A 26,294-nucleotide genomic window follows, 5' to 3' on the forward strand; every position below is an offset into this window, starting at 1 on the left:
GGCGGTCATTGCGCCCGGTCCAGCAGGAGGTGTTCGACGTCCAGGTAGCCGGCGGCGAAGCCGGCCTCGGAGTACGCCAGATAGAGGTTCCAGGTGCGTCGGAACTCCCGGTCGAGGCCGAGAGCGGCGACCTCTCCGGCATGTCGGTCGAACCGCTCCCGCCACAGCCGCAGTGTGGCGGCGTAGTGCGGACCGTACGAGCCGACCTGCTGGACACGCAGCCCGGTGTGCCGCCGGCAGGCCTCCTCGATCGCGGGGACCGAGGGGATCAGGCCGCCCGGGAAGATGTAGCGGTGGATCCACGTGTCCTTGCCGCGGGTCGCGAGCATGTCGTCATGACGCATGGTGATGGTCTGGATCGCCACCCGGCCGCCCGGCGCCAGCAGCCGGTCGAGGGTGGTGAAGTAGTGGGGCCAGAACTCGTACCCGACGCCCTCCAGCATCTCGGCGCTGACAATGGCGTCGTAACCGCCGGCCTCCCGGGGACGGATGTCGCGGTAGTCGCAGAGCTCAACGGATTGGGTCCCCCTATGCCCCTCCGGCGGGCCCGCCAGCGCACTGGTTGACAGAAGCGTGACGGTGGGAAGCAGCGCCACGTCTGGCGGCGGTCCATGCGAGCCGATCGGTGCCGGTCTCCCAACAGCCGGGTGCCGCTCCCAGACGCCGAGGTCGGCATCCGACGTAATTGCGAGCCTGCGCCTCGGCTGAGCGTCTCGTCCGCCTGCGGCTGTCCTTTGCGGAATCGTGTGGGAAAGATCGCCGCGGTACGTCATTGTCTCGTCCAGGAACAGCGCGAACAGTTCGTTCGGCAGGTCATAGTGGTGCCGGACGTTGCGGGCTGCGGCGTGGTGGGTGTTGCGGGTCTCCGGCGAGCGGCGCCGGTCTGCCTGGACGCGGGTCAGCCACAGCACCGGCCGCGGGGCCATCCTCCGCAGGTGTCCGGCCACGGTGGTCAGAAGGGCGGGCAGGTCGTCGGCGTCCCACTCACCGGCCTGATAGGACTCTCCGAATCCGATCGGTCCGAGCGCCCCGAAACGGCGGTAGAGCGACTCCGGGTCGTGCAGTCGCATCAGCGGCGCCCGTGGGTCACCGCCTCCGAGGGTCCGCCCGTCGGGCAGCGCGACCCGGACGCCGAGCCGGCGGGCCATGGGCGCGACCGCGAGGCGCGTCAAGTGACCTCGGACCCGGGCGGCGGGGATCGTGCCCGGAGGCCGCCACCAGGCGGTGTCGTCCCGGATGACGGGCAGGGATTGTCGGATGCTCACTGCTCCTCCTTGTCGCCACGGGCGGTCGTGGCGTGTGGATGGGTCGGTAGGCCGAGAAGGAAGAGACGGATGCCGTGGAATCGGATCCCGGCGCTGACCGCGACGGTGGCGAGCGGATGGCGGGCGGCCAGGCGCAGCAGCGAGCCCGTGGTGCCCGGGTGGCGCCGGCCGGTGATGTCGGCGACGAACGCGGCGGCACCGTCACGGCGAAGGGTGACGCCGACGGCGAGCCGTTCACCGGGCGGCGGGACCCGGATCAGATAGGAGCCGTCGACCGGGAAGAACGGAGAGACCGGGAAGCTCTTGGCCACCTCGGCACGCCAGCGGGCGTCCGGATACAGCACATACCGGTGCCACCCGCCGTAGGTGTTGCGGACCTCGGCGATCACGGCGGCCGGGGTCCCGTCCGCATACCAGCACCAGTAGAGGGTGAGGGGGTTGAAGACGTGACCGGCCACGCGGGCCTGGGTCAGCATGTGGATCCGTCCGCCACGCAGGTCGATCCCGTGTGCTGCCAGGTTTTCGTCGACGCCGGTGCGCAGCGGACCGCCGGCCGGGCCCAGGTGGTCGTCGGCGCGGAAGCCGGCGATCGGGCGTAACCACCACGGCAGCACCGGCAGGTCGTCGAGGTCGACCAACCACAGGTAAGTGCGGTGCCGGAAGCCGTAGCGGACCGGTGTGAGCCGCCGGTGGCGCACCACACACTCGTACAGGCAGGCCGCGCTCACCGCACCGCTCCCCCGCGCGCGGCCGCGGCGGCCCCGGACCGGCAGCCGTCCTCGTGAAAGCCCCAGCCGTGGTAGGCACCAGCGAAGACGACGCCGCCCTCGTTCAGCTCGGCCAGCCCGCGTTGGGCCTCGACCGCCCGCCGGGTGTAGATCGGATGCTCGTACGTCATGCGGGCGAGCACGCGCTCGGGTGCGATGTGGCCGTCGCCGTTGAGGGTCACCACCACCGGCGTGCGGGTCGGCAGTGATTGCAGCGTGTTCATGCAGTAGCTGATCCGGACCCCGCCGTTGGCCGGTCGGCAGTTCGGCTGGGTGTAGTTCCACGCGGCGCGCACGCCTGGGCGGTCGGGTAGGACCGATCCGTCGGTGTGCAGCACCGCCTCGTTACGGGCGTAGGCGAAGGCGCCCAGCAGCTCGCGCTCGCGCCGGGTCGGCCGCTCCAGCAGGCGCAGCGCCTGGTCGGCGTGCGTCGCGACGACCACGCCCTCGAAATCGCTGGCGTCACCGGTGACGTCATGGACGGTCACGCCGCGGCCGTGCCGCCGTACGGCACGGACGGCGGCACCGGGGCGTACGGCGCTGAGCTTGGCCGCGACGGCCCGGACGTACGTCCGGGATCCGCCCCGCACCGTGCGCCACCCCGGCGAGCGGCGCACCTGGAGCATGGTGTGGTTGTCCAGGAAGGCGAACAGGTGACGGGCCGGGTAGTCGGCCGCCAGATGCGGGCCGCAACTCCACACGGCCGCCACGAGCGGGGCGACGAAATGGTCGACGAAGTATCGGGAGTACCGGCCGGCGGCCAGGAACTCACCGAGGGTCGGTTCGGGCGCACCAGTCACGGGCGGCTCGGCGAGCAGGTGTCGTGCCCGGCGGTAGAACAGCGGCACCTGACCGAGCAGGGCCAGGTAGCGGCCCCGGTCCCCGCGCGGCAGCAGCCCGACCGGCCCGCGCGAGCCGGCGTAGGCCAGCCCGCAGCCGTCGCACCGGACCGACATGCTCATCGCGGCCGGCTGGGTCTCCACACCGAGCTCAGCGAGGAGCCGACCGAGGAGCGGGTAGGTCCGCTCGTTGTGAACGATGAAGCCGGAGTCGACCGGCAGCACGCCGTCGGCAGTTCTCACGTCGTGGGTGTGCGCATGGCCGCCGAGTCGGTCATCGGCCTCGTAGAGCGTCACCTCGGCGACCCGTTGCAGCAGGTGGGCAGCGGTGAGCCCGGCGATGCCGGCTCCGATTACGGCGATGCGGCGAGGGGAATCGGGCATCGGGCTCACCCGACCAGGGCGGTCGAGAGGTCCGCCAGGCCGTACGCCTGGCTGATCTGCCGGTAGGCGGCGAGCGCTGTCCTGGCCGCGCCCTCACCGGAGTCGACCGGATAGCTGTTCCGCAGGTAGGAGCCGGCCAGGAACAGGCCCGGCACCGGGCGGGTGAGGACGGTATCCGGGCGCAGGTAGCTGGCCGCGTACACCGCCTCGTGGGGCAACTGGTTGGCGCGTACGCGGACCGCCCGGAACGGATGTCGGAGGCCGAGATATTCGCGCACCTTGCCGAGGACGAAGTCGTCGGCGGTGCTTGCCGCCCGGGTCACCAGGATGATGCCGCGTCGGTGGCTGGAATGCAGCACTATGTTGATGCCGTCGCGGCAGTACATCGCCGGTCCGGCGGTGGCGAGGACCGGCTCGGCGGGGTCCAGCTCGACGGTGAATGCCTTGCAGTGCGTGTGGTTGAGGTGGCGGGCCGCCGATGGCAGGCCGGAGGCGGCCAGCAACGGGATGACGTCCGGGATGAACGCGGTGATCACGACAGCGTCGAAGACCTCGAAGCCGCCGCCCGACCGTACGGTGATCCGGCCCGACCCCGGCGTCAGCTTCGTCACCGGGCAGCTCGACCGGAACGTGACACCTCGCGCGGTCAGGTGCCGGACCCAGGGCTCCACCAGGTAGGTGTGCGTCGGACCGTCGAACGTGTAGGCGGTCCGGGACCGCAGCAGGCTCAACGCCATGCGCAACAGCGCGGGCCCGGAGTAGTTCTTCAGCGAGCCGTAGCGGTTGGCGTTGGCACCCGGGTGCTGCTCCGCGACCAGCGGCGAGCGTGGCCGCCGGATCATCCGGATCCGCTGGCCCAGGGGGATCTCCCTGGCGAACACGCGGTACAGGTGGGACGTCTCGACCCAGCCGTGGCCCGGGGCGTAGCTGAACCGGCGCAGTCGTCGCAGGTGATCGTGCACGGTGCGCCCGTCCGGACCGACGATACGACGCAGGATGCCGGAGAGGGTGTGGTAGTCGCTGAGGAAGATGCGCGGGCAGTGCTCGCCGTCCGCATCGGTGTTGGCGCGGCCACCGAGCACGTCGTCGCGCTCGTACACCACGATCTCGACGCCGGGGTGTTCGGCCAGATAGAAGGCGCAGCTGAGGCCGGAGATTCCGGATCCGATGACGGCGACGCGCACGCCTGCCTCCCGCTCGGTCGGGCCCTGCCGGACTGGCCGGGCCGTGGACCTCCGCAGGAAACCGCGGGGAGCCAGGTGGGTACCAGGGGATGATCCTGGTCCGGATGGGGTCCGTACAGGTCCGTACGGCGGTCACGTGCCCTTGCGCAGGTCCGCGATCAGCCGCCGCCCGGCCTCCGGCTCGAGCCCGGCGAGCAGGGCCGGAAGCTCGCCCGCGCGCAGGTCGAACGCCGCCTCGACTAGGTCGGCCCGGTAGGCGATGGTGGCCCGCCCCCGCAACCAGCCGGCGACGGCCAGGGTCGCCGCGACGACGAGCAGCGGCCACCACACCAGGCCGATGGCGCCGAAGGGGATGGCCCACGCAGCCAGGTGGGTGCTGCGGTCCCAGTCCGCCTTCGCGGTCCGCAGTTCGGCGCGGGTCGGCTCGGGTAGGGCCAGCCACAGCCGCGGCCAGGCGGTGACCAGGTCCAAGCCGTACGCCTCGTCGATCCGCGGCTCGACCGCGGACCACCGATCCCCGATCCACGTCGGGCGGCACGGACGGGACGGGGCGATCCGCGTCCGTCGGGCCAGCGCGTGGGCCTGCGATTCGTCCGGCGCACCCCGATTGGCTAGCTCCTCGACCAGTTGATGGGCCCGATCCCAGCGGGCCTGCCGCCGCGCTGTGAGCGCGCCCGCCCCGATCGGCCACCGGCCGAGCCACAGGGCCGCGACCGTCGCCGCGAGCAGCGGGACCAGCAGGCCGATCGAGGCCCACACCAGCACGAAGCCGGCTGCCGTGACGGGCGCCTCCGGGATGTCGAGCCGACGCGGGTCGTGGCCGGGCGCGGCGGCGACGGCCGCGGCGGCCACCCAGACGGCGGACAGTGGCCCGAGCGCCTGCCGCCAGCGGTCGGGCCGCACGCCGTACGCGTCGTCGCCGGTCACGTGTCTACCGCATATCCTGGGTCATGGCCGTGCCCAGCAGCGGGCACCGCGGCCGTCCACCGCCCGGCGCACGTCGCGTCTCCCGCCCGCAGGACCGTTGCAGCGGGCAGGTGAAGACCTCGCCGACAACCGGGCGTCCGCCGCCGAACCCGGTGAGGCCGTGGCGCACGTCCTCGTCGTCATCCGACAGGAGCCGGAGGAGGGCTTCGTAGTCGGCGGCGACGTCGACGCCGAGGCGGGCCCTGGCAACCAGGGACTCCACCTCGCCGCTCAGCCCGCGCGGCCCGGCGGTCGCCCGCAGGGCCGGCAGGTTCACGCACAGCATCGCGACCTGGCCGCCGTCGGCCGTGGCGTGGGAGGTGATGCTTCCGGTATCCGCCCGGTCCGTCGTGAAGGCGGTGCCGTCCACATCGCCGAGGTAGGCGGCGGCCGCCCGCGCGGCCAGCCGCAGGTACCACTGCCGGTGGATCGGTGCGGTCGTGGGACGGCCCAGGAACATGAGCGCGCAGGCGGACAGCGACAGCAGCGTCTGCTGCCGCCATTCGTCGATGAGGCCGAGGTCACGCACCCAGTCGAGTTGGACGTCGCGCACCTGGTCGACGAAGTCGGGCAGCCATCGCGGCAGCATGTCGCGCCCGTCGGTGGCCCCGTGGACGAGCAGGTCGAGCAGCAGTTCGCGTTGCTCGTCGGTGCGCTCGTCCATGGTGCGGTCCAGGATGGTCAGGACGAGCTGGACCGGGTCCCGGGTCAGCGGCCCGGCGTGCTCGTAGCGGGAGAGATCGATCAGGAAGTAGTCGCCGGGACTGATCTCCGTGCGGACCAGGATGTTCTCCGGGTGCAGGTCGCCGTGTGCCCGCCCGACCAGCAGCGGGACCGGTGCCCGTCGCGCGGTGGACTCCGGGTCGCCGGCCAGGGCGAACGGGTTCGGCAGTCGGTGCGCCTCGCCGGGCAGCGTCAGCCAGGGTTCGGTCCACCGGGCCGCCTCGGCGTGCAGGGGCTGCCCCGGCTCCAGCCGGTGCTGGAGATGCCGGCGCATCACGTCGGCGACCGGCGACTCCACCATCGTGGGCTTGCCGGCCCAGTCGGCGAGCAGCCCGTGCACGACTGCGGTGCAGACGGCGGCGAAACTGGCCCGGTCGCAGAGGCTCACCAGGCTGCGGTCGACCCCTGCAACCTTCGCCTGCGGCACACCGGCCAGTAGGGCCGACAGCACCCGGTAGTCCTTGAAGCTGCCGCCGGCGACTTCCTGGAAGGTGATCCATGAGCCGTCGCCGACCCGGATCGGCTCGCCGACCGGGGCGATCAGGTGCCGCTTGGCGAAGTCCGCCGCGTCGGTCACCGCGACGTGGTGCCGGGCGTACTCGGCGAGGTCGAGCCGGCTGCTGTCGGCCATGTCGTGCTTGAGGATGAGCTTGCGGGTCGATCCGCCGCCGACCGCGTAGACGGCCGCGACGTTCGCGGTCGAGCGGCCGTTCACGAACCAGCCGGCGTAGCGGTACCGCGTGCCGCGCAGTGCCGCCGACTCGGCCAGCGCGTCCGCGGCCGGTGCGCCGAGCTCCTTGCGCAGATTGGGGTCGATCCAGTTGTCGTCCATATTCCACTTCCTCGTGGGTCTCGTACGGCCCGTCAGCGGGCCGGGCGCAGGCGTAGCGCGTCAAGGTCGGCGCGGCTGGCGGCGGTGTCGCGATGCCGCGGGCCGAGCACCCGGCGCCGGCCGTCGAGAGCGGCGCTGAGTTCTTGGTCAGCCGCCTCGAAATTCCCGCGGCGGGCCAGGATCTGTCCGAGCCGGTGCCGGGTCGCGAAGGTGGCCGGGTGGTCGTCACCGAGAGTGCGCCGGCGTACGTCGAGTAGCGATCGCACGGCCGTCTCGGCTTCGGCGAGGGCGCCGAGTTCGTACCGGACGTCGATGAGGGCCTGCAACGCGGTCAGCGTGCGCGGGTGCTCGGCGCCGAGCACCCGGCGGCTGATGTCGACGAGCCCGGCCAGGCCGTCGGCGGCGGCCGGCAGATCGCCGCAGTCGCGCCACAGCAACGCCTGGTGGTAGCGGGTGACCAGGGCCGCCGGGTGGTCGAGGCCGAGCACCCGGCCCTGGGCCGTCAGAACCGCGTCCAGCTCCGGACCGGCCAGGTCGGCCCGGCCCCGCGCGCGCAGCAGGTCGGCGGCCACGTTGCGGGTGGTGAGCGTGTCCGGATGCTCCTCGCCGAGGACCACCCGGCGGCGCTCCAGCGTGTGGCTCAGCAGGCGTTCCGATCGACCGAGATCGCCTTGGTCGCGCAGCACCCGGGCCAGGTAGTGCTGGGTGGTCAGGGTGTCCGGGTCGTCCGGGCCGAGCACCCGCTGCCTGGCGGCGAGAACGGTTCGCAACTCGCGCAGCGCGGTGTCGAGGCGGCCGAGGCCGTACTGGATCCGGCCGTGTTCGTGGGCGACCCCGAGCATCTGTGGATGATCGGGATCGAAGACCCGCTTGCCGATGCGCAGCAGGCGTTGCTGCGCGGCCTCGGCGCGGTGGAGCTGCCCGGTGGCCCGGAGGAACCGGGTGGCCTGGATGGCCGGGGTGAGCAGGTCCGGCGGAACGTCGTGGGAGCCGATCCGGTGCTCCTCGACCAGGCTGAGCGGGCTCTGGCAGTGCTCGGCGAGCGCCTGCCAGCGTTCCCAGGTGCTCAGGTCGCGCGGGTCCAGCGGTCCCGTCACCTCATTCAGCAGGCGGGTGAGTAGCGCGAGGTAGCGGTGCACGTCGGCGTGGAGGTCCGGCTGCTGCCGGGACGTCTCGCGGACCAACGGATGGATGGCGATCGTGGTCGCCAGCGTGGGGTCGGCCGATTCGGTCCGGGCGATCTCCACGAGCCCGAATCCCGTCAGGGCGCGCAGCGCTTCCCACACCTGGTATCGGTCGGTGCCGGCGAAGAGCGCCGAACCGGCGAGCACCTTCGATTCCAGAACCAGACCGTGCGGTATCCGTCCGGGCTCGAAGCAGGCGAGCAGGCGCAGCATCGTACGGGTGTGGGCGACACGCTGCCGACCGAGCAGCTCCAGCGACGGCTCCCAGGCCCGCCCGATCAGGTCGCGGGCGCGGCGGTCGGCGGGACCGGCTGCCTCCGACGAGTTGATGAACAGCTCGTCGTGGCGGCCGTCTGCGAGCGCCTCAGCGAACGCGCGATACGTGCGCACCGGACCCGGCCCGGCGATGGCCGGTGGCAGACGACCGGCCTGGGCGAGGTACTGCCCGGTCAGGCGCAATGCCAGCGGCAGGCCACCGAGCTGGTCGGCCAGGTGCTCGGCGTCCTCCCGGCTGCCCGCGACCGGTCCGGCGAGGCCGGTCAGGAGCGCCGCGCCGTCGGCGTCGGACAGCGGGCCGACCGGCAGTAGCCGCAGCCAGGGGGGTGGCGGGTCGCCCCAGGTGACGTCCCGGCCGTCGCGGGTGGTCAGCAGGACCATGCCGTACCGTCCGTTGATCGGGCGCAGCCAGCCGGTGCCGTCGGTCAGCTCGCTGTCCGGCAGGGCGAGGCCACCACGGGGATCGTCGACGTTGTCGATGATCAGCAGCCACGGCTCGTCCTGCTCGTCGAGCAGGCGCCAGAGCAGGTCGGGGGAGCTGCCGAGGCTCAGCTGCTCGGTGCTCGCGCCCAGTTCGGCGGCGAGCGCGAGCATGCCCGCCCAGACGCTCTCCGTGCCGCCGGCGAAGACCCACCAGGTCCGGATGCCGCACGCCATCGCCTGCCGCGCGACCGCCAGGGCGATGGTGGTCTTGCCGCAGCCGCCGAGACCGTGGAGCACGTATGCCGGGCGGGGCCCGGTGGTGTCGCCGGCCCGCAGGTCGGAGACCAGTCCGGCCACGAGGTCGTCGCGTCCCCGCAGCTCCGGTTCCACGGTGAGCCGGTCCACGGGTGGGCGGGTGGAGACGAGTGCGGTCCGTCGCAGCCATCCCGCGCCGGCCGGCCCGGAAGGCGGGCCGGTGCGCTGCCGCGGCACTTGCGGTGGCTCCGGAACATCGGCGGCGCCGACACTGTCGCTCACCGGTCCCGCGGCGTTCCGGCCGTCCCGGACCCGGCGTAGAGCCTCCTCCCACTCGGCGAGCGTCCGCTCGTCGGTGACGCCGCACGCCCGCAGCAGCCGGCGCAGGGTGTCAGGCGGGTTGCGGGCCGGCAGGTGCTTGCCGCCGAAGTACCCGCCAACCGTGCTCGACGGCAGCCCGATCTCGTCCGCTACCTCACGGACGGTCCGGCCGGAGGCCGCCCGGAGCCGGCCCAGGCCGGACGAGAACTGCATACGCGTGTTGATGGCGACCGCGTCGACCGGTGTCGTCACTTCGTGCTCCGTGGCGTGGCGTGCCGGGTCGGCGCCGCCGGTACGGCCGGGTCGGCCGTTGCGCCCGGGTCCGGCAGTGGCGCGTGCTGAAGCAGCACCAGGGTGATCGCGAGCAGGCCGCCGCCGACGAGGAGCCGGGCCGGCCAGGGCGCTGCCGGCGGTGCCGTCGAGCGGGGGGTGCCGCTGAGCGGTCGGACGAGACCCGCCACCACGATGACGAAGGTGCCGGCCAGCCACGGGGACGTGGCGGTGAGGCCGTTCGCCACCGGACCGAACGACAGCACGGCCAGGTGCAGCAGGCACACGGCCATGACGAGGCGGCCGGTCAGCGCCGCGAGCACCCGGGTCAGCCGGGCCCCACCGGTCCGGCCGGTGGTCTTGCGGGCGAGCGCCAGGCACGCGACGACGATCCCGGCTACGACCGCCGGGCCGACCCAGCGCGTGGTGTCCGGCGACAGCGTGGACTGCCAGGCGCCGAGCGGGTCGGTGGCGCCGGTGACGAAGTCCGGTGTGTTCGATCGCAGCCAGGTGACGCCCTGCCGGATCGATCCGTTGATCTCCGGGTCGGAAGCCGCCCACGTGCGGACCGTCGGCGACAGCCCGAACGCCTCGACGGCGGCGAAGACCACCACCAGGACCCACGGCCAGGTGCGCTGCCCCGCCCGCTCGTCGAGACGGTTCGCCAGCCGGTCGACCCGTGCCCACAACCTGGTGCTCGACCGGGCGCCGGTCTGGTCACCGGCCACCCGGCGCGCCTTGGACAGTGCCTGCTGGTACGCCCGGGCGAAGGGGCGCAGAGTCTCGGCGACGACCAGGGCGGCGAGCCCTTCGGCGTTGTCCGGCTCTGCGGCGAGTGCGGCCCGTCGGCGCAGCTGCCACCACGGCTCGTCGGGGCCCCGGGTGAACCGGAGCGTGAGCTGGCGGCCCCTGGGCGGTTCCGGCTCGGTCGCGAGCAGCACCGCCGCCGCGCACACGTCCCGCTCGACCACTGGCGTCAGTACCCGTCCGGCGGCCGGGTCGATCGACGCGGCCTGTTGCGCGTCCTTGTCGCCGAACTCGCCGGGCAGCGCCGCCAGGCTGTTAATTGCGATCGCGACGGCGCGTGGGAGCAACTGGCCGAGCCGGGCCAGCCGCAGGCAGCCGTCGTCCCCGGCCGTGGTGACGCAGTCGAGGTGGTCGCAGCGATGGCGCGCGGCGTACGGGAGCACCCCTCGCCGAATCACCTCGACAAGGGTCTGGTGGCGGGCCGGGTCGGCCGCCAGGACACCGAGTCGCTCCGCCGTCATCGCCGCACCTCGGTACCGGGGCGGCAGGTTCGGAAGGTAGGTGGCGGCGAAGGCAGCTACGACGACATGCGCGGAAACCGTCTCGCCGCTGATGTCGGCCAGCAGGCGGCGGTCGAAGCGGTGGTCTCTCAGATCCTCGCCGAGCCACTGGCCGAGGCGGGCCGCGCCGGAGCCGCAGAGCCAGTCCGCGGCTTCCTCGCTGTTGTCGACCATGGCCGCGGCCAGTGCGATCGGATCGTTGTACGGGGTACTCGCGAATGTCACCGGCATGTGGGCCGCACCCTTCGCCCCGCGCCGGACCGGCACCTTGCGCCCTGCCAGCCAGTCGCGTACCTCCCCGGCACCCCACCGGTCCTCCAGCCGCCGCGTCAGCAGCCCCGCCGCCAGGTCCCGCCACTGCTCGGGCAGGTCGTCAACGTCGGGCTCGTCGAAGATCAGCGCGACCCGGACGGTGTCCTCGGTGAGATCGTCACCGAACACCCGCTGGCCGCTGAGCAGTTCGTAACAGATCGCGCCCAGGCTCCAGTAAGGCCCGAGCGGATCGTTCAGCCCGGCTAGCGACTCCGGTGACATGTAGGGGGCTTTCGCCATCAGATCGCCGAAGCGCTTGCTCCTGCCGGTGCCGACGATCCCGCCGAAGTCGCCCGTCACGAACTCGGGGCGGGGGCCGTCCGCGCGCACCAGGATGTTGCCGGGCGACACGTCGGTCTGCCGGCTCCTGACCGTGTTCTCCCAGAATTCGAACGAGTCGACCAGTTCGGCCACGATCGCCCGCAGCCGGTTGTCCGGCAATGTCCCGCCCGACCGCGTCTCCCGGGTGACCAGGTCGGTGAGCGTGCCGAGCGGGAAGTACTCCATCGCCTCCCAGCCGACCTCGATGCTCTCGGCCAGGCGAGCCATGCCGTACGCGTGGAGCTCCGGAACGTGGCGCCGCCAGTCCGGCCGGTCGAGCCGACGACGCAGGTCCAGGTCGAACGGTGCACCGTGCCGGTATACCTTGAGCGCCATCGGGTTGCCTGGCTCGCCGGCGGGGTGGGCGAGCCAGACGGTGGCCTCGCCGCCGGAGCCGAGCTGCTTGCCGACGACGAACCGGTCCCGAAGTTCGGCCGGGACGACCTGGACCGGATCCCGGCCGGTCGCGTCGGTCGGCCGCGGGGCGTTCTGGATCCGGGTGGCGGCGGGCTGCTGCCGTGGCGTGTTCTGGATCCGGGTCGCGACAGGCTCCGGCTCTGTGTGTCGATCGGCCGAGGCACGCCGGGGTCCCTGGAGTCGGGTGGGCGGGTCGGCCGGTCGGGCCTCGGATGCTCTCTCCTCTGGGGTCACATCGGTTCTCCGAACTCATTGAGCTGCACGATCTTGCATGGCACGTCTTCCGCGAGGCGCAGTTCCTGTCCGGCGGCGAGGGCCATCGGCTCGCCCGGGTTGACCCGGACGCCGTCGACGAAGGTGCCGTTGGCGGACTCGGTGTCGTCGACCAGAAGCCGACCGTCGACCCAGAACAGTCGGGCGTGGTGGCGGGACACCTGGTCGTAGGGATCGATGCCGCCGCCTCGGAACGCCGGGGCCGACCGGCCGATCGCCAGCCCGCAGGCCGGGATGTCGACAATCTGGCCCCACAGGCAGTCGATGGCGAGGGTGGCCGGGGGCGCCGCTTCCGGCTCCGGCTCCCGTCGCGGCTCGGGCCCGCTCTCCTCGACGACGAGCTGCACGAGGTCGTCCGGGCAGCTACCCGGACGGTCCCGCCGTACCGGGCAGCCTCCGACCGGGCACACCCAGCTCAGGGCCGCCACGACGACCGTCCCAGGTGGACGTCGGCGGCACGCAGGCTGCGCTCCATCCGGGGCAGCGCTCCGGTCCGCGGCACCCCGACGTAGGAGACCTTGTCGTCGTCGACGACGAACTGCATCGGTGGCTGCTCGGGTCGATACTGCTCGTAGTCCGCGTACCGCTCCCGGCCGAGGTCGCTGAGCAGGTGCAGCCGCTGGTTGGCCGAGCCGCGCCAGATCAGGTCGGTCGGCTCGCTCACCCGGTACGGGCCGGTGACGAGCGCGTCGGCCAGGTCGGCGCCGCCCGGTACGAGTGTGGCGAACTCCGTACGGCTGCGGCCGGTGTACACCAGCACGTCGGCGGGTTCCGTCCCGTGCGGGGCGGGCGCCGACCGCACCGCGCGCAGCAGGGCGAGCAGGGACTGCGGCTGCTCGGTCGGTTCCCCGCCGCTGACCGTGAGCCCGGTGGCGCCGCGGGCCAGCGCCGTCGCCCAGGCGCCGGCGAACCAGTCGTCCGGCACCACGGTGCCACCGTCGGCCGCCCAGGTGTCCCGCGACATGCAGCCGGGACAGGCGATCGGGCACCCCTGGAACCAGACACCGAGCCGACGGCCGGGGCCGAGCGCCGTGACCGGAAAGTAGACGCGTGCCAGCCGGGCCATCAGTTGACCTCCACGCGCCAGTCGCCGTCAGAGCCGGCGATCGACGTGAGCGTGACGACCGAGCCGGGCGCGGGCGCCTGGTCGAAGATCCAGCGACTGAGTGGGTTGACCACCACGGTCTCGACCAGAGTGCCGATGGCGCGGCCACCGTCCTCGAGGCGCTCCAACATGATGTCGCCGAGCTTGGTCTCGACGTCGGGCCGAACATCCAGCCGCAGGTCGTGGACCCGGGAGACACGGGCGGCGACCGACTCCACCGCCTTTGTCAAGATGCGCGGCGCGACGTGCGGGCGGATGTAGTCGAGGACGACGTAACTGTCGCCGAACCGGTTGCGCAGCTCGGGGCGACCGAGCGTCTGGTTGAAGAAGTGGGTGAACGCGTCCCGCAACATTCGTTCGACCTGGGCCGGCTGAGTGTGGTAGCTGACGGTAGGCGTTACCGCGGCGGGGGCGGGCCCACCATCGGGGGCCTTCGCCTCGCTGACCCCGAGGTTGGACGTGAAGATCAGGAAGCACTCGGTGAAGTACACGGTCGCGCCGCGGCCGTCGGTGAGCCGCCCGTCCTCGAGGATCTGCAGGAACAGGTCGAAGATGCGTGGATGGGCCTTGTCGATCTCGTCGAAGAGCAGGACGCTGACCGGGTTGGCGCGTACGAGGTTGGTGAGCTCTCCGCCCGCGGCGTATCCGACGTAACCGGGCGGCGCGCCGATCAGCCGCTGGTGGGCCTCGTCCGCCCGGAACTCGCTCATGTCGAAGCGGTGCGGCTCGGCGTCCCCGCCCAGAACCAGGGAGGCGATCGCCTTGGCCAGCTCGGTCTTGCCGACGCCTGTCGGGCCGGCCAGGAACAGCACGCCCCGGGGCCGGTTGGGCGAGCTGGACGTGTGCGCGCCGTTGAGGCCGACGGCCGAGCGGACCAGGATGTCGACGGCCTTGCGCACCGCCCGCTCTTGGCCGAGCACACGCGCGTTGAGGTAGTCCTCGGCCTTTTTGATCTTCTCGCGGAGTCGCGTGGCCGACCACGGGTCGTCGGTGATGCCGACCTGGAGCAGCCGCGCGGCGTCGGCGTAACGGTCGGCCGGCAGGCCGCGGTCGCGAGCCAGCTTGCCGCAGGCGATCACGTCGCGGACCGTCATGTCGTGGGTGACCTCGCCGATCGCGTGCGCCCGGGCCTTGCGTTGGTCGGACGACGAGTCCTTGAACAGGAACTGCGCTGCGGTAGCCCGGACGTCCAGGGTCGGCCGGGGGACCGGTATCACCCGCAGCATCGGGCTGCCGATCGGGAACAGCGCGTGCAGTTCCTCCTGTCGCTCGCACGCCCAGACGATCGTGTTGAACGGTGCCATGGTGCCCGCCGCTCCGGCGCCGCGAGTCGGCGTGGCCTGATGGCCGAGCACCTCGGCGCGCGTCAGCAGAGCCCGGTCGGCCGGTTCGAGCAGGCCTTCGGCCGGGGCGAGCCGAGCGGTGTACGGCAGGGCGAGCGCGACCGGTGCCTCCCGGTTCTGCACCACCTGGACGAGTAGGCCACTGATCGCCGCCGGGGTGTCGTAGACGGTGCTCAGCAGCGGCGCCGTCCACTCCGGCGGCTTGTCGGCCGATCGCACGTCGACTCTGGCGGTGACCGGGTTCAGCACCAGCATCGCGGCATAGCCACGTCGGGACACCACCGTCCACACCATCTCCGGCAGGTCGACCAGGTCGACCTCGTCGTCGCCCGCGGTGACCAGCGGATACAGATCGCGCACGTTGCCGCTGAGCAGGATCTGCGGGTGCAGTGGCAGCGACAGCTCGACCTCCCGCGCCCATGCCGGCAGCGTCCGAGCATTCTCCGGGGTTGTCATGACGTCCGTCCCTTCGTCCGCCGGCCGGCTTGCCGTTGCCGCTGGTACTCGGCCTGCTGCGCCCTGGTGGTGGAGGCGGCGGTGGCCGGCCAGTGGTGGGCGGGCATCGTCGCGACCCGGTCCTGGACCGGTCGGCGCAGCACCCGGTGCAGGCTGAGCCCGCCGGTCGCGAGGTCTGCCTCAATCTCGTCTAGGGCCTCGCACAGACCCTCCTGGGCCTCCTGATCCCGGCTGGTGTCGCTGGCTCCCTCACGCCGCACGGTGGTGGCCTGGAACCGGTTGTGTTCCGGGTCGAGCAGCAGGCGTACCCCGTGGTCCGGAGTCTCCGTCGAGGTCAGCACCGTCACCCGGGGGCCGTCGGTGAGCAGGTCGTCGAAGGGCTCGCCGAGCTCGTACCCCCGTTCGCGCAGGGCGGCCAGCACCCGCGCGGTCACCTCGGCGCGGGCCTGGCGGTGGTGGTGTCGCTCCACGACGGCCCGTACCTCGTCGCGCAGACCGGCCAACTCGGTGGCCGGCGTCCCGTCTATTCGCCGGCGCAGCGCCGTGCGCTGCTCCGTCGGTAGCTCGCCGACCAGGGTGAGCAGTTCGATGCGGGTCTGTTCGGCGTGATCGGAGTCGCGACGGCGGCGGATCGACGACGCCACCCGCGACTCGATGTCGACCAGCGCTCGGCGGGCGCGCACCGGGTCCAAGCCGCCGACTCTCTCGGCTCGCCGTCGCAGGTCGGCGAGCTGGTCGTCGGCGCAGCGGGTGGCCTCGAACGCGACCAGTTCCTCGGCGGCCCGGGCCAGCGTCGCCACCACGGCGGCCTCTGCCCGGGCCCGTTCCTCGGCGAGAGCCGTCCCGAGCGACGGCTCCGATGGAAGCTCGACCGCCGCGACCGGGGTCGCCATCCATCTCGCCGTCCGTTCCCGCGTGCGCTGGGCCACCTCCTCCTCCAGGCGGCTCTCCAGCGCGTCGAGGCTGGTGCGTGCCTCGGTCACGGCGATGCTCAGTTGGGCCGAGCCGGCCTGCGTGTCAACCTCGGCCACCTCAGCCGAGGCGGTCCGGATGCCCTGGGTGGCGAGCGCCACCTGGAGCCGCCGGAGTTGTCGCTGCCGTACGCGCAGCCGTTCCAGCTCAGCGCGCAGCTCGGCCTGGCGTTGCCGTTCACGCTCCTGTTCGTAGGCCCAGTCGTAAGACGTTCCGGAACTCAAAGCAGAACCCCCGGGTAGGGAACGGAGTCCAAGCGGCGCCTCATCCCAGATGGGCGAAGCCGGCCCAGCGGTACGGCTCGCCGAGCCGCTCCGGGTCGACCTGGCGCGCGAGGTCGGCGGCACCGGCTGGCACCGGCCGTCGCGGATTGAGCATCCACAGTTGCGCCAGGCGCAAGGCCTCGCCCGGATCACCGGGCGTGTCGCGCAGGAAGTGGTGAAACATGAACATGAGCAGCGCCGTGCTGGCACTCGGCACTGCCCACAGCGATCCGACGACCGAGTCGGCGCCGGCGATGAGGAACGCGGTGGAGAGAGTGAGCGCCTCGTCGTACTCGTCGCCGGCGACGTTCGTGGTGCAGGCGGCCAGCACCACCGTGCCGATCCGGCGATGAGCGACGGCGAGCCGGACAAGGTCGTCGGCGCGCAACGGGCCGCCGTCCAGCCGCAGATGGGACTGGCTGGGTCGGTCCGGCTCGACGACGCCGTGACAGGCGGCGTGCAGGACTGCGGCGGGCGGTGCGTCGGCGGCGGCGAGCCAGCCCAGGACCTCGGCGGGCGTACCGGTCCCGGCCGCCGAGGATGCCGGCCGGCCGAGGTAGGTGGCATCCGGGTAGAACGAGCGGCGGATGCCGCCGGCCTCGTCCGCGGCGCTGGGTAGGGTGCCGGTCGGATCGGCGATGATCAGCACCGGGCCCTCGCCGGGCGGGGTCACCGGGGGCCGAGTGACAGCATCGCTCCAGGTCCGGGCGGACGCGGCGTAGGAGATCGTCACGTCCTGGATCGCGTAGCGGCGCTCGGCCCCGTCGACCAGCCTCCAGGCCGCGTGCCAGGGCACCGCGGCGAGCGCACCGGTCGGGACCAGAACCAGCTTGGGCCGGTCGTCCGGGGCGATGGTGCGGCAGTGGTCGACGAGTGTGCCCATCCCGGCCTTCCACGCCCACGACGACAGTTGGCTCAGCGACCATCGCCAGGCCTCGACGTCGCCGCCGGTGAGAACCTGCACGCCGTGGTAGGTGTGCAGGTACCAGCCAAGCGGGGAGCCGTCGATCCGCAGCGCGGGCAGGGGGAGCAGGTCGATGTCGCCGCTGGCGCCGACGACCACGGCGTAGCCGGGTGCGGTGGTGTCGCTCGCCACGAGGTAGACCAGCGCGTCCCGGTCCGCGGTCACCAGGGCGGCGCGGATCTCGTCGGCGGTCACCGGCGCGAACAGGTCCGCCTCGGCGTCCCGGGCCAGCGCCTCCACCACCCGATGCCGCAGGTCTGCCGGGTCGAACTGCGGATGGGGATGGTCGAACCGCTCCCCGGCCAGCCATAGCTCGGCGAGCGCGACCTCACCGCCGGCAACGAGCGCCTCGTGTACGGCACCGGCCGCCGCGGCGACACCGAGGACCAGGCCGCGGCCGGCGTCGAGCGCCTGAACCAGTTCGGCGAGGATCGACTGGCGCGCGAGGGGCTCGGCCATCTCGACGTCCTCGCGGCACCACCGGGCCGCGAGCCGTACGTCACCGGCCCGTCGCCGGGCCGCGATCAGGCCGTAGTCGACATCGTGTTGGAGGACGATCTGCCAGGTCCGGCCGCGCAGGGCGGACAGCGCGTATGCCCGGCTGCGAACCAGGTCGTCGGGATGGCTCCTGCGCCGCAGCATCCGGGCGAGGTTCAGCCACGCCGACGCCCAGGCCTGGTCGCTGGGGTGCGCGCAGTTGGTCACATTCTCTTCCGCCCAGCGAAGCGCGGCCTCGGCGACCGCCGGGTCGGAGTGCCGGTCGAGCAGGTCGAGCGCCTGGCTCACGGCGATGTTCAGCGTGCGCGTGCGGACCGGCCGACCGGCATTCACCCCGTCCACCGCCTGGACGAAGGCCTGCCCGGCGGCCGACATCTCGGCTGGCTTGCCGTGGTTGTAGGCCGCGACCACGCTGGCGGTGGCTTTCACGAACCGGATCATCTGTCCGACGCGGTATCCGGACAGGCCGCCGGACATGCTCTCACCGGACGGCAGCGAGTCGACGAACTTGGCCAGCTCGGCGGGACCGGCTCCGTCGCGGATCATGCGCGGCACCCGGAGCGCGGTGCTCAGGAGTGTCTCCAGCGGGCCGGCAGGGCCGGCATCAGTGTTGATGACGGTCATCAGCCTGTCGGCGCGGTCCAGTTCGGCCTGCGATGCGATCGGATCGTCTCCGGCGTCGGCGCGGATGAGTGACGTGAAGGTCAGGAACAACTTCAGATGTCGGCTGCGCGCCGGATCGGAGGTGGCGTCGCGATGGGCGTGGTACAGCCCGCTCATGGCACTGTCCAGGTCACGCATGTCGCCGGTCCGCGAGCCACGCACAAACTTCGCGACCGACATCATCTGCCGCAGTTCACTGGTCGTCGACGTGTCGAACTCCGGCATCTCCAGAGCCTCGGCGAGCGATTTCATGCCATAGCCGCCGCCGTCGTCGTCCGCCCGGTGGATCTCGACGGTGCTCTCCACGATCGACAACAGCTGCTGCCGATGCTGGTCGGGCGCATGGCGCCGAGCGATTGTCAGCAGCTCGCGGAGGCGTTCCATGTCCGGTTCCAACACGCCCTCGCCGACCAGGGCGACCATCTGCGCGGCGAGCAAGGCGGCCAGATCGGACCGCACGTCGTCCCTGCCGCCGGGCTCGAGGCGCAACTGCTCGTCCGCGGCCAGCACCAACGGCACCCGGGCGGCGGCCGCCTCCCTTTCGCCGACCTCGCCGGCCGCCACCCGCCGCTGATCGAGGTCGTGCCGTCCCTTGAGCCGGTCGCGGTGCGCCGTCAGGCGCATGTCCGGATCCGGCAGGCCGGCGTCGATCGCGCCACTCAGCGCGTCGAGCAGGTGTGCGAGGTCGTCGACGTCACCGCGCTGGGCCCAAAGCGCGAGGTAACAGTCCGCCTGCCACAGCCGGGGGTACCAATTGGCCTTCGGATCGGTCCCGGCGTTCGCGGCCACGCCCGCCCATACTGCCGAGGACGCCATGTCCTCGGCGTTCTCGTACAGCTCGCCGCGATCGCCCAGCAGCTCGGCGAGGGCCATCGCGAGCTCGGGGTCCGGCTCCGCGGACAACTCCACCGCGTGCCGCAGGCAACGGATCGCCTCGTCGCGGTCGAGATGGTCGTCGGCGCGCTCCAGCCGCTGACAGAGGAACAGGTACTGCACCCAGCGTAGGTTGATCACCCGCGGCTCCTCGGCCGGTTCGAGCCGGGCGGCGGTCCGATCGGCCAGCTGGATAGCGAGGTCCCAGTCGGTGAAGCGCTCGTCCTGCTCACTGCGTGCCCGGTATGAGGAGCACAGGAGCAGAGCGCCCGTGGCCACCTCGGGGGCGTCGGCGGGCAGGTCATCGACCGATGCCTCCAGCAGCGTGATAGCAGCGTCCAGATCGGACCTCCCGCCGGAACGCTGGAACCGCTCCGCGTGCGCCGCCCCGAGCATCAGCCGCAGCTGCGCCGTGGCGAGCGGATCCGGACCGTCTAGCTGCATCGCCGTGAGGGCCTCGATGTGCGTGTCGAGATGACGGTCCACCTCGGGAGCTTCGCGGTACTGGGCATACCGTGACCAGTAGAGCTCGCCGAGGAACACAGCGAACGGCGGGCGGTCGATCTCCGCCGCGTCCGTGAACGCCCGCTCGCCCCACGCGATCGCTACTGCCAGTTCGTCGCCCGCACCGTCGTCGAAGCGGTACGCGTGTGCCACTGCCCGGCAGTAGCACCAGAAGGAACGCTGCGGATGGTCGTCGGCGTGCTCGGTCGCGAACGTCAGTTCCTCGATCGCGGCGCCCAGGTCGGCCCCGTCTAGACCGAACTCGTACGACTCCAGCCGCCAGATGCCTCGCCGAGCATGTTCCGCCGCCGATGCCGCTGAGATGGACGAGATGGTCACCCTCCCAAGGTCACTCTGCGTCATGCGAAGCGTCACCGTATCCACACTCGAAGATCGAGACAATGGTCCGATCCGGCTCGCCCGGAGCGATGACCTGGCACCGTGCGACGACCCAAGAGTCTGTCTCCACGAGGGTCCGTCCTTTGTCTATCGTCGATCCCTACTCCCAGGGCCGGATCCAAGGACAGTTGAGGGTCAGCCTTCCGGATAGGGGCGTTGCGGGGTCCGGACAAGGTCCGTACAGGCTGTGCGAGCCCTTCGGACACCGGCCTAGGGCCGTGTTTCGTAGGGCGCGGAGCCATTGGTTGATGGCGGCGATGGTGAGGGTGGCTTCGTAGCGCACGGCGAGTTTGATGCCCCTATGGATGTCAAGCGGTCGATGGCACGCTCGTCTGCTGCGGTGTCCGGGCGATGAGTTCGTAGAGCTCGCGTGCGACGTAGCGTTTCAGGCAGCGGATCGCTTCGCGTCTGGTTTTGCCTTCGCTGACGCGGCGGTCGATGTAGGCGCGGGTGCGCAGGTCCCAGCGGAGTCGCGCGATGACGATCATGTAGAGGGCTGAGTTGGCTTGGCGGTCGCCGCCGCGGTTGAGCCGGCGTCGTTGGGTCTTGCCAGAGGACATTTCGATGGGGCTGACTCCGCAGAGGGCCGCGAAGGACGCTTCGCTGGTGAGCCGTTGCGGGTTGTCGCCGGCGGCCAGGAGCAGAGCTGCTGCGGTGTCGGGGCCGACGCCGTAACGCTGCAGCAGTTGGGGCGTGTGGGCGTTGATGGCCTCGGTGATCCGCTGGTTGAGGTCCTCGACTTCGCGGGTGAGTTCGATGATCCGGCGAGCCAGCAGGCGCAGGGTGTAGGCGGCGGCTGCCGCCGGTGTGTCCGGCTGACCCGGGTCCAGGTCGGCGCATCGGCGGATGAGCTTGGGGTTACTGAGCCCGGTCATCGAGTCGCGCAGCGCCGGGTCGGCGCCGACGAGGATGGCTTTGAGCTGGTTGATCGCCTGCGCTCGCGACTTGGTGGCCGAGGCTTTGGCCAGCTTGAACAGCCGTATCCGCTCGACATGGCCGTCGCCTGCCTTGGCGAGGGCGGTAGCTGTGCCCGACAGGACTGCTCGAGCTGCTGCTTCGGCGTCGATGGCGTCGGTCTTGCCGCGGCGGCGCCGGTGGGCCTTGTCCGGCTGGTTGACCTCGATGACGCTGATTCCTGCGGCTAGTAGGTGGCGAGTCAGCGCCGCGCCGTAGGAATGCGTGCCCTCCACCCCGGCTCGTCGAATCGGGCCGAGCGCAAGGGCCCAGTTCACCATCGCCTGGTAGCCCTCGGCGGTGGTGGGGAAACTACGGCTGTCGAGCAGAGCACCGTGGATGTTGACGGCCGCCGCGACGTGGACGTCCTTGTGCGTGTCGACGCCAAGGATCACCTCATCGGCGGTGTCATGCTGTTGGGCCAATGGCGGGTGGGACATGCTGGTCACGGTTGTTCGGCTCCTGATGGCTCGGGAACGGATGGCCGTCGCCGGGCCGGCAAGGGGGCGGTCAGGACTGTGAAGGCGCCTTGTTAGCGGCAAGGCCCCTATCGGGACACGTCCCGCCGGTCCGGCGGCAGCAAGCACCACCCGGGACCCGAGCCGGCAGATCAAACTCAAGGCACCGAAGGCCGGTCGTAACGCGGGTCAGACCCGAGCCCCGGGCGGCACCCGATCATCCTCACAGTCGTAGCGGGTGGCCATGGCGCGGTGTTGTTTGAGCTGGTTGATGCCGCACTCCACGGCGTGGCGTAGGCGGTAGAGGTCGGGGTCGAAGGCGGGTGGGCGTCCGCCTTGGGATCCTTTGGCCTTGCGGTGCGCGTCCTGGTCGGCCTTGCTCGGGATGCACGCGCGGATGCCCCGGGATCGCAGGTGGGCGCGGTTGGCCTTGGACGTGTACGCCTTGTCGGCCAACACGGTGTCGGGGCGGGTCCGTGGTCGGCCACCACCGGCTCGCCGGATGCGGATCTTGGCCAGCACGGGGATGAACTGTGGGCTGTCGCCGCGCTGTCCGGCGGTCACGACCAGGGCCATCAGTTTGCGGCCCTGCTCGCAGGCCAGATGGGTTTTGGTGGTCCAGCCGCCCCTCGATCGGCCGAGCCCATGATCTGCCGGCTCGGCCTGCACACCACCAGCAGGCTCCTTCTGCGCCTGGCCGTCGCGGCGGGCTCCCGCAGCGTGCTGGTGGGCGCGGCTGATGGTCGAGTCCACGCTCACCGTCCAGCCAATCAACCCCGCCTCGTCCGCTCGGGCCTGCAACGAGGTGAGAATCCGGGCCCAGACACCGTCACGCTGCCACCGCCGAAACCATCGATACAAGGTCTGCCACGGCGGATACTCCGCAGGCACATCGCGCCACGGCGATCCGGTCCGGACCCGCCACCGGATCCCGTCGATGATCATTCTCATGGTCCATCTGCGCGGCCGAGCATGACCCATTCCGGCAGGCAGCAACGGCTCCAGCGCCGCCCACTGCACATCGGTCAGGTCATGTCGCCTCACTGCCGTTACGCTCGGCACGAGGTCTCCGGTGTGAAGTTCTAGCTTGGTCGCTGAACCAACTACCGGAGACCTCTCCCATTAGCGACCACCGCCACGCCCAACAACGACGCCCTACGAAACACGGCCTAGACCTCGGACATGTCGGCCGGGTCGGCGTCGTGGGCTTGGGCGATCCGGGGTGTGGCAACCTCGAGGTCAGCCGGCGCCGATGGCGGCGCGGTAGCGCTCCAGTTTGGCGTCGCACTCGGTGGTGACCGCCTGGGCTGCGGTGTCCGTTGTGGGCGGACGGTTGAGGGGTTGGGCGTCGGCCATCGCGGTGATCGTTTTCGATGCGGTGGCGCGCGAAGCCGGAGGCCAGCCAGGTGTCGAGCGGGAACCTGGTTGGTGAGGGCGTACTCCTGCGGAAGCGGCAGCGGTAATAGGCGTGGTTGTACTGGCCCTGCATGCGTCGGTCGCGGGCCGCGGAGTAGATGGGGCCGCGGAGCACGTACGGGATGCGGGTGCGCTGCCGGACGTGTTGTCCACCGGTTCCGGTCGGCATCCGGACGGACCCGTGCGGCGCTCCGGGGTCGATGCCGGGCCGGCCGTCGGTACCGCATCTCGCCCTCAATCGATACCCTTCTATAAAGGTTCGTGCGAGGAAGCCCATCGGGACGGCATTCGCCGTTCCTCGGAAAGGAGTGCGGATGAGAGACATGTTGCGGCGCGGTCCGCGATACGCGGCGGTAGTGCTCGGCGTGTGGGCGCTCGGGGTGAGCATGCTGCCCGCGTCCGCCTCCGGGGCGAATCCGACCCGGCCGGTTGCTCCGGCGTCGGTCCGGGCGCCGGAGGCGGCACAGTTCTCCGCCGAAGGCGTCACCACTGTGGGTGAACTGCGCACACTCGACACCACCCGCACCGCCGACCGGCCGGGTGCGCGTCAGCTCATCCGGCATCCCGGCGCCACGTACGTCAAGGTCCACTTCAGCGCCCTGCGGCTGAACGATGGGGACTACGTCACGGTGTCCAGCCCGGATGGCCGGGAGACCTACCGGTACGACCGGAGCCTCGACCGGACGACCGGCTCGGACTACACCACCGACGGCGGGCCGGGCTTCTGGGCGATGTCCGTGACCGGGGATACCGCCGTGGTGACGCTGCACAGCGCGCGGCCCGCTCGCGCGGTCGTCGACATCGACCGGTTCTGGCGAGGGTACGACCAGGCCGAGATCGCCCAGCACAACTTCTCGACCACGTCCGTCTGTAGCACCGACGCCCGCCGGGACGTGGTCTGCTACCAGAGCACACACCCCACCGAGTACGCCCGGGGCCGGGCGGTGGCACGGTTGCTCATCGGTGGCGGCGGACTGTGCACCACCTGGCGGGTCGGCAACACCAACCGGATGCTGACCAACAAGCACTGCTTCTCGACCCAGTCAACGGTCAGCGCCAGCGAGGCGCAGTTCAACTACCAGTGCGCCACCTGCGGTGGCAGCAACCCCGGCCCGGGCACGAAGGTGAGCGGTGCGACCCTCTACCGAGTGAGCAGCGGTGGCTCGGGTGAACTGGACTACGCGCTCTACTCGGTGAACAATTTCGCCGCGATCCAGGGGTTCGGCACGCTCTACCTGAGGACGACCGCGACCAGCACCGGCACCCGGATGTACGTGCCCGGGCACGGTGATGGCAGCCCGAAGCGACTGTCGATCTACGAGGACACGCAGAACGGTGGTGTCTGCACGGTGCGCAACGCGAACTACAACACCTGGAACATCAGTTACAGCTGCGACACCTCGGGCGGCAACTCGGGCTCCCCGGTACTCGACGCCAATCACCGCGTCATCGCCCTGCACCACCTCGGTGGGTGCCCGTCCAACCAGGGGGCGAAGGCACACCTGATCTACAACGAGATCGCCGGTCTGATCGACAACGGCTGACGGGCGCTTGCCGGTGGCTCGCCGACCGCACCCGGCGGCCGGGCCACCGGCGCGTCGCGGTCGCCACGCGCCGGCCGACGGTCGGTCCGTTGCCCCCACCCGCACCCGATCCGAGTCGTTGGTTGACACGACGAGCGTCGATTGGTCAGTCTGGGAGAGCGCTCTTACGCGCCGGGAGGTCAGCCGCCTCTCGACTCTAGCGGGAACCGGACGATGCCATGAGACGGCAGCGGATGCTCGGCAAGCTCCTCGTCGCCGTTCTGCTCGCCGCGGCCGGCTTGTGGCAGGTGGGGTTCGTCTACTCGCCGGCCGAAGCCGCGCAGAGCATCCGTGCGGCGGATCCCAGTGTCATCCGGGTCGGCGGCACCTACATCTCCACCCAGTCGGTCGGTGACGGCATCGCCGTTCGTCAAGCCTCGTCACCCGACCAGTTGAGCGGGGCGGTTCAGCGCCAGGTGTGGACGGACACCCGGGGCCGCGGCGGCGTCTGGGCACCGGAGATCGTCCTCGACGGTGGACGCTATTACATCTACTTCGCGCTGGGCGCGGGCAGCAGTCGCCGCACGTTCGTGATCAGCTCGACGTCGCCGGACGGTGGGTACACTGCCGAGCAGAAACTGGCATTGCCGGACGACAAGTGGGCGATCGACGGGTCGTTGTTCACGTTCAACGGACAGCGCTGGTTCGTCTGGTCCGGATGGGCCGGTGACACCAACGTCGAGCAGAACATCTACCTCGCCAGGATGAGCAGCCCGACGACGCCGGTCGGGGCGCGCTACGTCATCTCCCAACCCCGGGAGCCGTGGGAGCGGGTGGTCGGCAACCCATTCATCAACGAGGGGCCGGAGCCGATCCGAGACCCGAACGGCCAGTTGCACATCGTCTACTCCGCCAACGGCAGCTGGAGCGACCAGTACTGTCTCGCGGACCTGCGGCTGCGGGCCGGAGGCGACCCGACGTACGTGTGGGACTGGTACAAGTCCAACGGCTGCCTTTTCGGCTCGAACCGGTCCACCATGATGTCCGGCTGGGATCCGACCCTCTACGTCAACGGCCCCGGGCATCACTCCTTCGTGCTGCTGCATGGCGACATCGCCACGAGCCCACCGGCCGGGCCGCGATTCCCGCTGATGTTCCACGCGGTGCCGAAGGGAACGCCCTACACCTGGAGCAACCGGTTCTGGTACACCGGCACGTTCTGCTGGTGGGGCAACACCACCTACCGGCGGGCTAACGTCCCCGGCCCGAACACCGACACCGGCTGGAGCCTGAAGTTCTTCGAGTAGCGGCCGGTAGGGGGACCGCACGGGCGGCGGACAGCGCGGACGCCACTCGTGCCCGCGTGTCGGCATCCGGGCCCGCCCGGTGGCGTGCAACAGGAGCTTGCTGGGGCAGGAGGGAACGGGCCATGGCCTGCCGGAAGGCCGCCGCCACGTGGCCAAGCTCCACCTCGCCCAGCGGCGAGTCGGTTTCGGCTGCGGTGAGGATGTCGAGGGCACGTGTGCCGGCTCGTGTGAGCCATCGTCCCTCTTCGAGGGCGGGCGCCGGTGCCGGGGCCCACCG

Annotated in this window: 17 protein-coding genes; 2 read left to right on the plus strand and 15 right to left on the minus strand. The window is 71.4% G+C overall.

The window, feature by feature from the left end:
• Positions 1 to 5: 5 nt before the first annotated feature.
• The 15 genes from MicB006_RS27965 to MicB006_RS28035 form a co-directional block, all read right to left on the minus strand.
• Positions 6 to 1,070, minus strand: a complete 1,065-nt coding sequence (locus MicB006_RS27965; protein ID WP_161565965.1) for a class I SAM-dependent methyltransferase — start codon at positions 1,068 to 1,070, stop codon at positions 6 to 8.
• A gap of 191 nt (positions 1,071 to 1,261) precedes the next feature.
• A complete protein-coding gene (locus MicB006_RS27970; protein ID WP_116510101.1) occupies positions 1,262 to 1,993 on the minus strand; it encodes a DUF1365 domain-containing protein in 732 nt (243 codons plus the stop codon).
• Positions 1,990 to 3,255 (minus strand): NAD(P)/FAD-dependent oxidoreductase, encoded by a 1,266-nt coding sequence (locus MicB006_RS27975; protein WP_116511898.1) that lies wholly within the window; start codon positions 3,253 to 3,255, stop codon positions 1,990 to 1,992. The genes MicB006_RS27970 and MicB006_RS27975 overlap by 4 nt, the downstream gene beginning before the upstream one ends.
• 5 nt (positions 3,256 to 3,260) lie before the next feature.
• A complete protein-coding gene (locus tag MicB006_RS27980) occupies positions 3,261 to 4,439 on the minus strand; it encodes an FAD-dependent oxidoreductase (RefSeq protein ID WP_161565966.1) in 1,179 nt (392 codons plus the stop codon).
• Positions 4,440 to 4,571: 132 nt separating this feature from the next.
• Entirely contained in the window at positions 4,572 to 5,366 is a 795-nt protein-coding gene (locus tag MicB006_RS27985; protein WP_116510103.1) for a hypothetical protein, read from the minus strand.
• Between the two features lie 4 nt (positions 5,367 to 5,370).
• Positions 5,371 to 6,960: a hypothetical protein gene (locus MicB006_RS27990; protein WP_116510105.1), complete on the minus strand. Its 1,590-nt coding sequence runs from the start codon at positions 6,958 to 6,960 to the stop codon at positions 5,371 to 5,373.
• A gap of 32 nt (positions 6,961 to 6,992) precedes the next feature.
• The gene (locus MicB006_RS27995; RefSeq protein ID WP_116510106.1) at positions 6,993 to 9,671 is read right to left on the minus strand and encodes a helix-turn-helix domain-containing protein; all 2,679 of its coding nucleotides are present in this window, start codon (positions 9,669 to 9,671) and stop codon (positions 6,993 to 6,995) included.
• A complete protein-coding gene (locus MicB006_RS28000; RefSeq protein WP_116510107.1) occupies positions 9,668 to 12,280 on the minus strand; it encodes a hypothetical protein in 2,613 nt (870 codons plus the stop codon). The genes MicB006_RS27995 and MicB006_RS28000 overlap by 4 nt, the downstream gene beginning before the upstream one ends.
• Positions 12,277 to 12,747, minus strand: coding sequence for an FHA domain-containing protein (locus MicB006_RS28005; RefSeq protein WP_116510108.1), 471 nt, complete (start codon positions 12,745 to 12,747; stop codon positions 12,277 to 12,279). The genes MicB006_RS28000 and MicB006_RS28005 overlap by 4 nt, the downstream gene beginning before the upstream one ends.
• Positions 12,735 to 13,385 carry a 4Fe-4S single cluster domain-containing protein gene (locus MicB006_RS28010; RefSeq protein ID WP_116510109.1) on the minus strand — a complete coding sequence of 217 codons (651 nt, stop codon included), beginning with the start codon at positions 13,383 to 13,385 and terminating at the stop codon, positions 12,735 to 12,737. The genes MicB006_RS28005 and MicB006_RS28010 overlap by 13 nt, the downstream gene beginning before the upstream one ends.
• The gene (locus MicB006_RS28015) at positions 13,385 to 15,223 is read right to left on the minus strand and encodes an AAA family ATPase (protein ID WP_116510111.1); all 1,839 of its coding nucleotides are present in this window, start codon (positions 15,221 to 15,223) and stop codon (positions 13,385 to 13,387) included. The genes MicB006_RS28010 and MicB006_RS28015 overlap by 1 nt, the downstream gene beginning before the upstream one ends.
• The gene (locus MicB006_RS28020; protein ID WP_116510112.1) at positions 15,220 to 16,419 is read right to left on the minus strand and encodes a hypothetical protein; all 1,200 of its coding nucleotides are present in this window, start codon (positions 16,417 to 16,419) and stop codon (positions 15,220 to 15,222) included. Before MicB006_RS28020 ends, MicB006_RS28015 begins: the two co-directional genes overlap by 4 nt.
• 40 nt (positions 16,420 to 16,459) lie before the next feature.
• Entirely contained in the window at positions 16,460 to 20,323 is a 3,864-nt protein-coding gene (locus tag MicB006_RS28025) for a CHAT domain-containing protein (protein ID WP_152037902.1), read from the minus strand.
• 344 nt (positions 20,324 to 20,667) lie between these two features.
• Positions 20,668 to 21,753 (minus strand): IS110 family transposase, encoded by a 1,086-nt coding sequence (locus MicB006_RS28030; protein WP_116511900.1) that lies wholly within the window; start codon positions 21,751 to 21,753, stop codon positions 20,668 to 20,670.
• A gap of 207 nt (positions 21,754 to 21,960) precedes the next feature.
• A complete protein-coding gene (locus MicB006_RS28035) occupies positions 21,961 to 22,833 on the minus strand; it encodes an IS5 family transposase (RefSeq protein ID WP_116510114.1) in 873 nt (290 codons plus the stop codon).
• 668 nt (positions 22,834 to 23,501) lie between these two features.
• Between MicB006_RS28035 and MicB006_RS28040 the strand changes: the two genes are divergently transcribed.
• The gene (locus tag MicB006_RS28040) at positions 23,502 to 24,731 is read left to right on the plus strand and encodes a serine protease (RefSeq protein ID WP_116510115.1); all 1,230 of its coding nucleotides are present in this window, start codon (positions 23,502 to 23,504) and stop codon (positions 24,729 to 24,731) included.
• A gap of 218 nt (positions 24,732 to 24,949) precedes the next feature.
• Positions 24,950 to 26,017, plus strand: a complete 1,068-nt coding sequence (locus tag MicB006_RS28045; protein WP_225980537.1) for a glycoside hydrolase family 43 protein — start codon at positions 24,950 to 24,952, stop codon at positions 26,015 to 26,017.
• The last annotated feature ends 277 nt before the right edge of the window (positions 26,018 to 26,294 follow it).

The organism is Micromonospora sp. B006 (assembly GCF_003408515.1).
Lineage (GTDB): Bacteria > Actinomycetota > Actinomycetes > Mycobacteriales > Micromonosporaceae > Micromonospora > Micromonospora echinospora_A.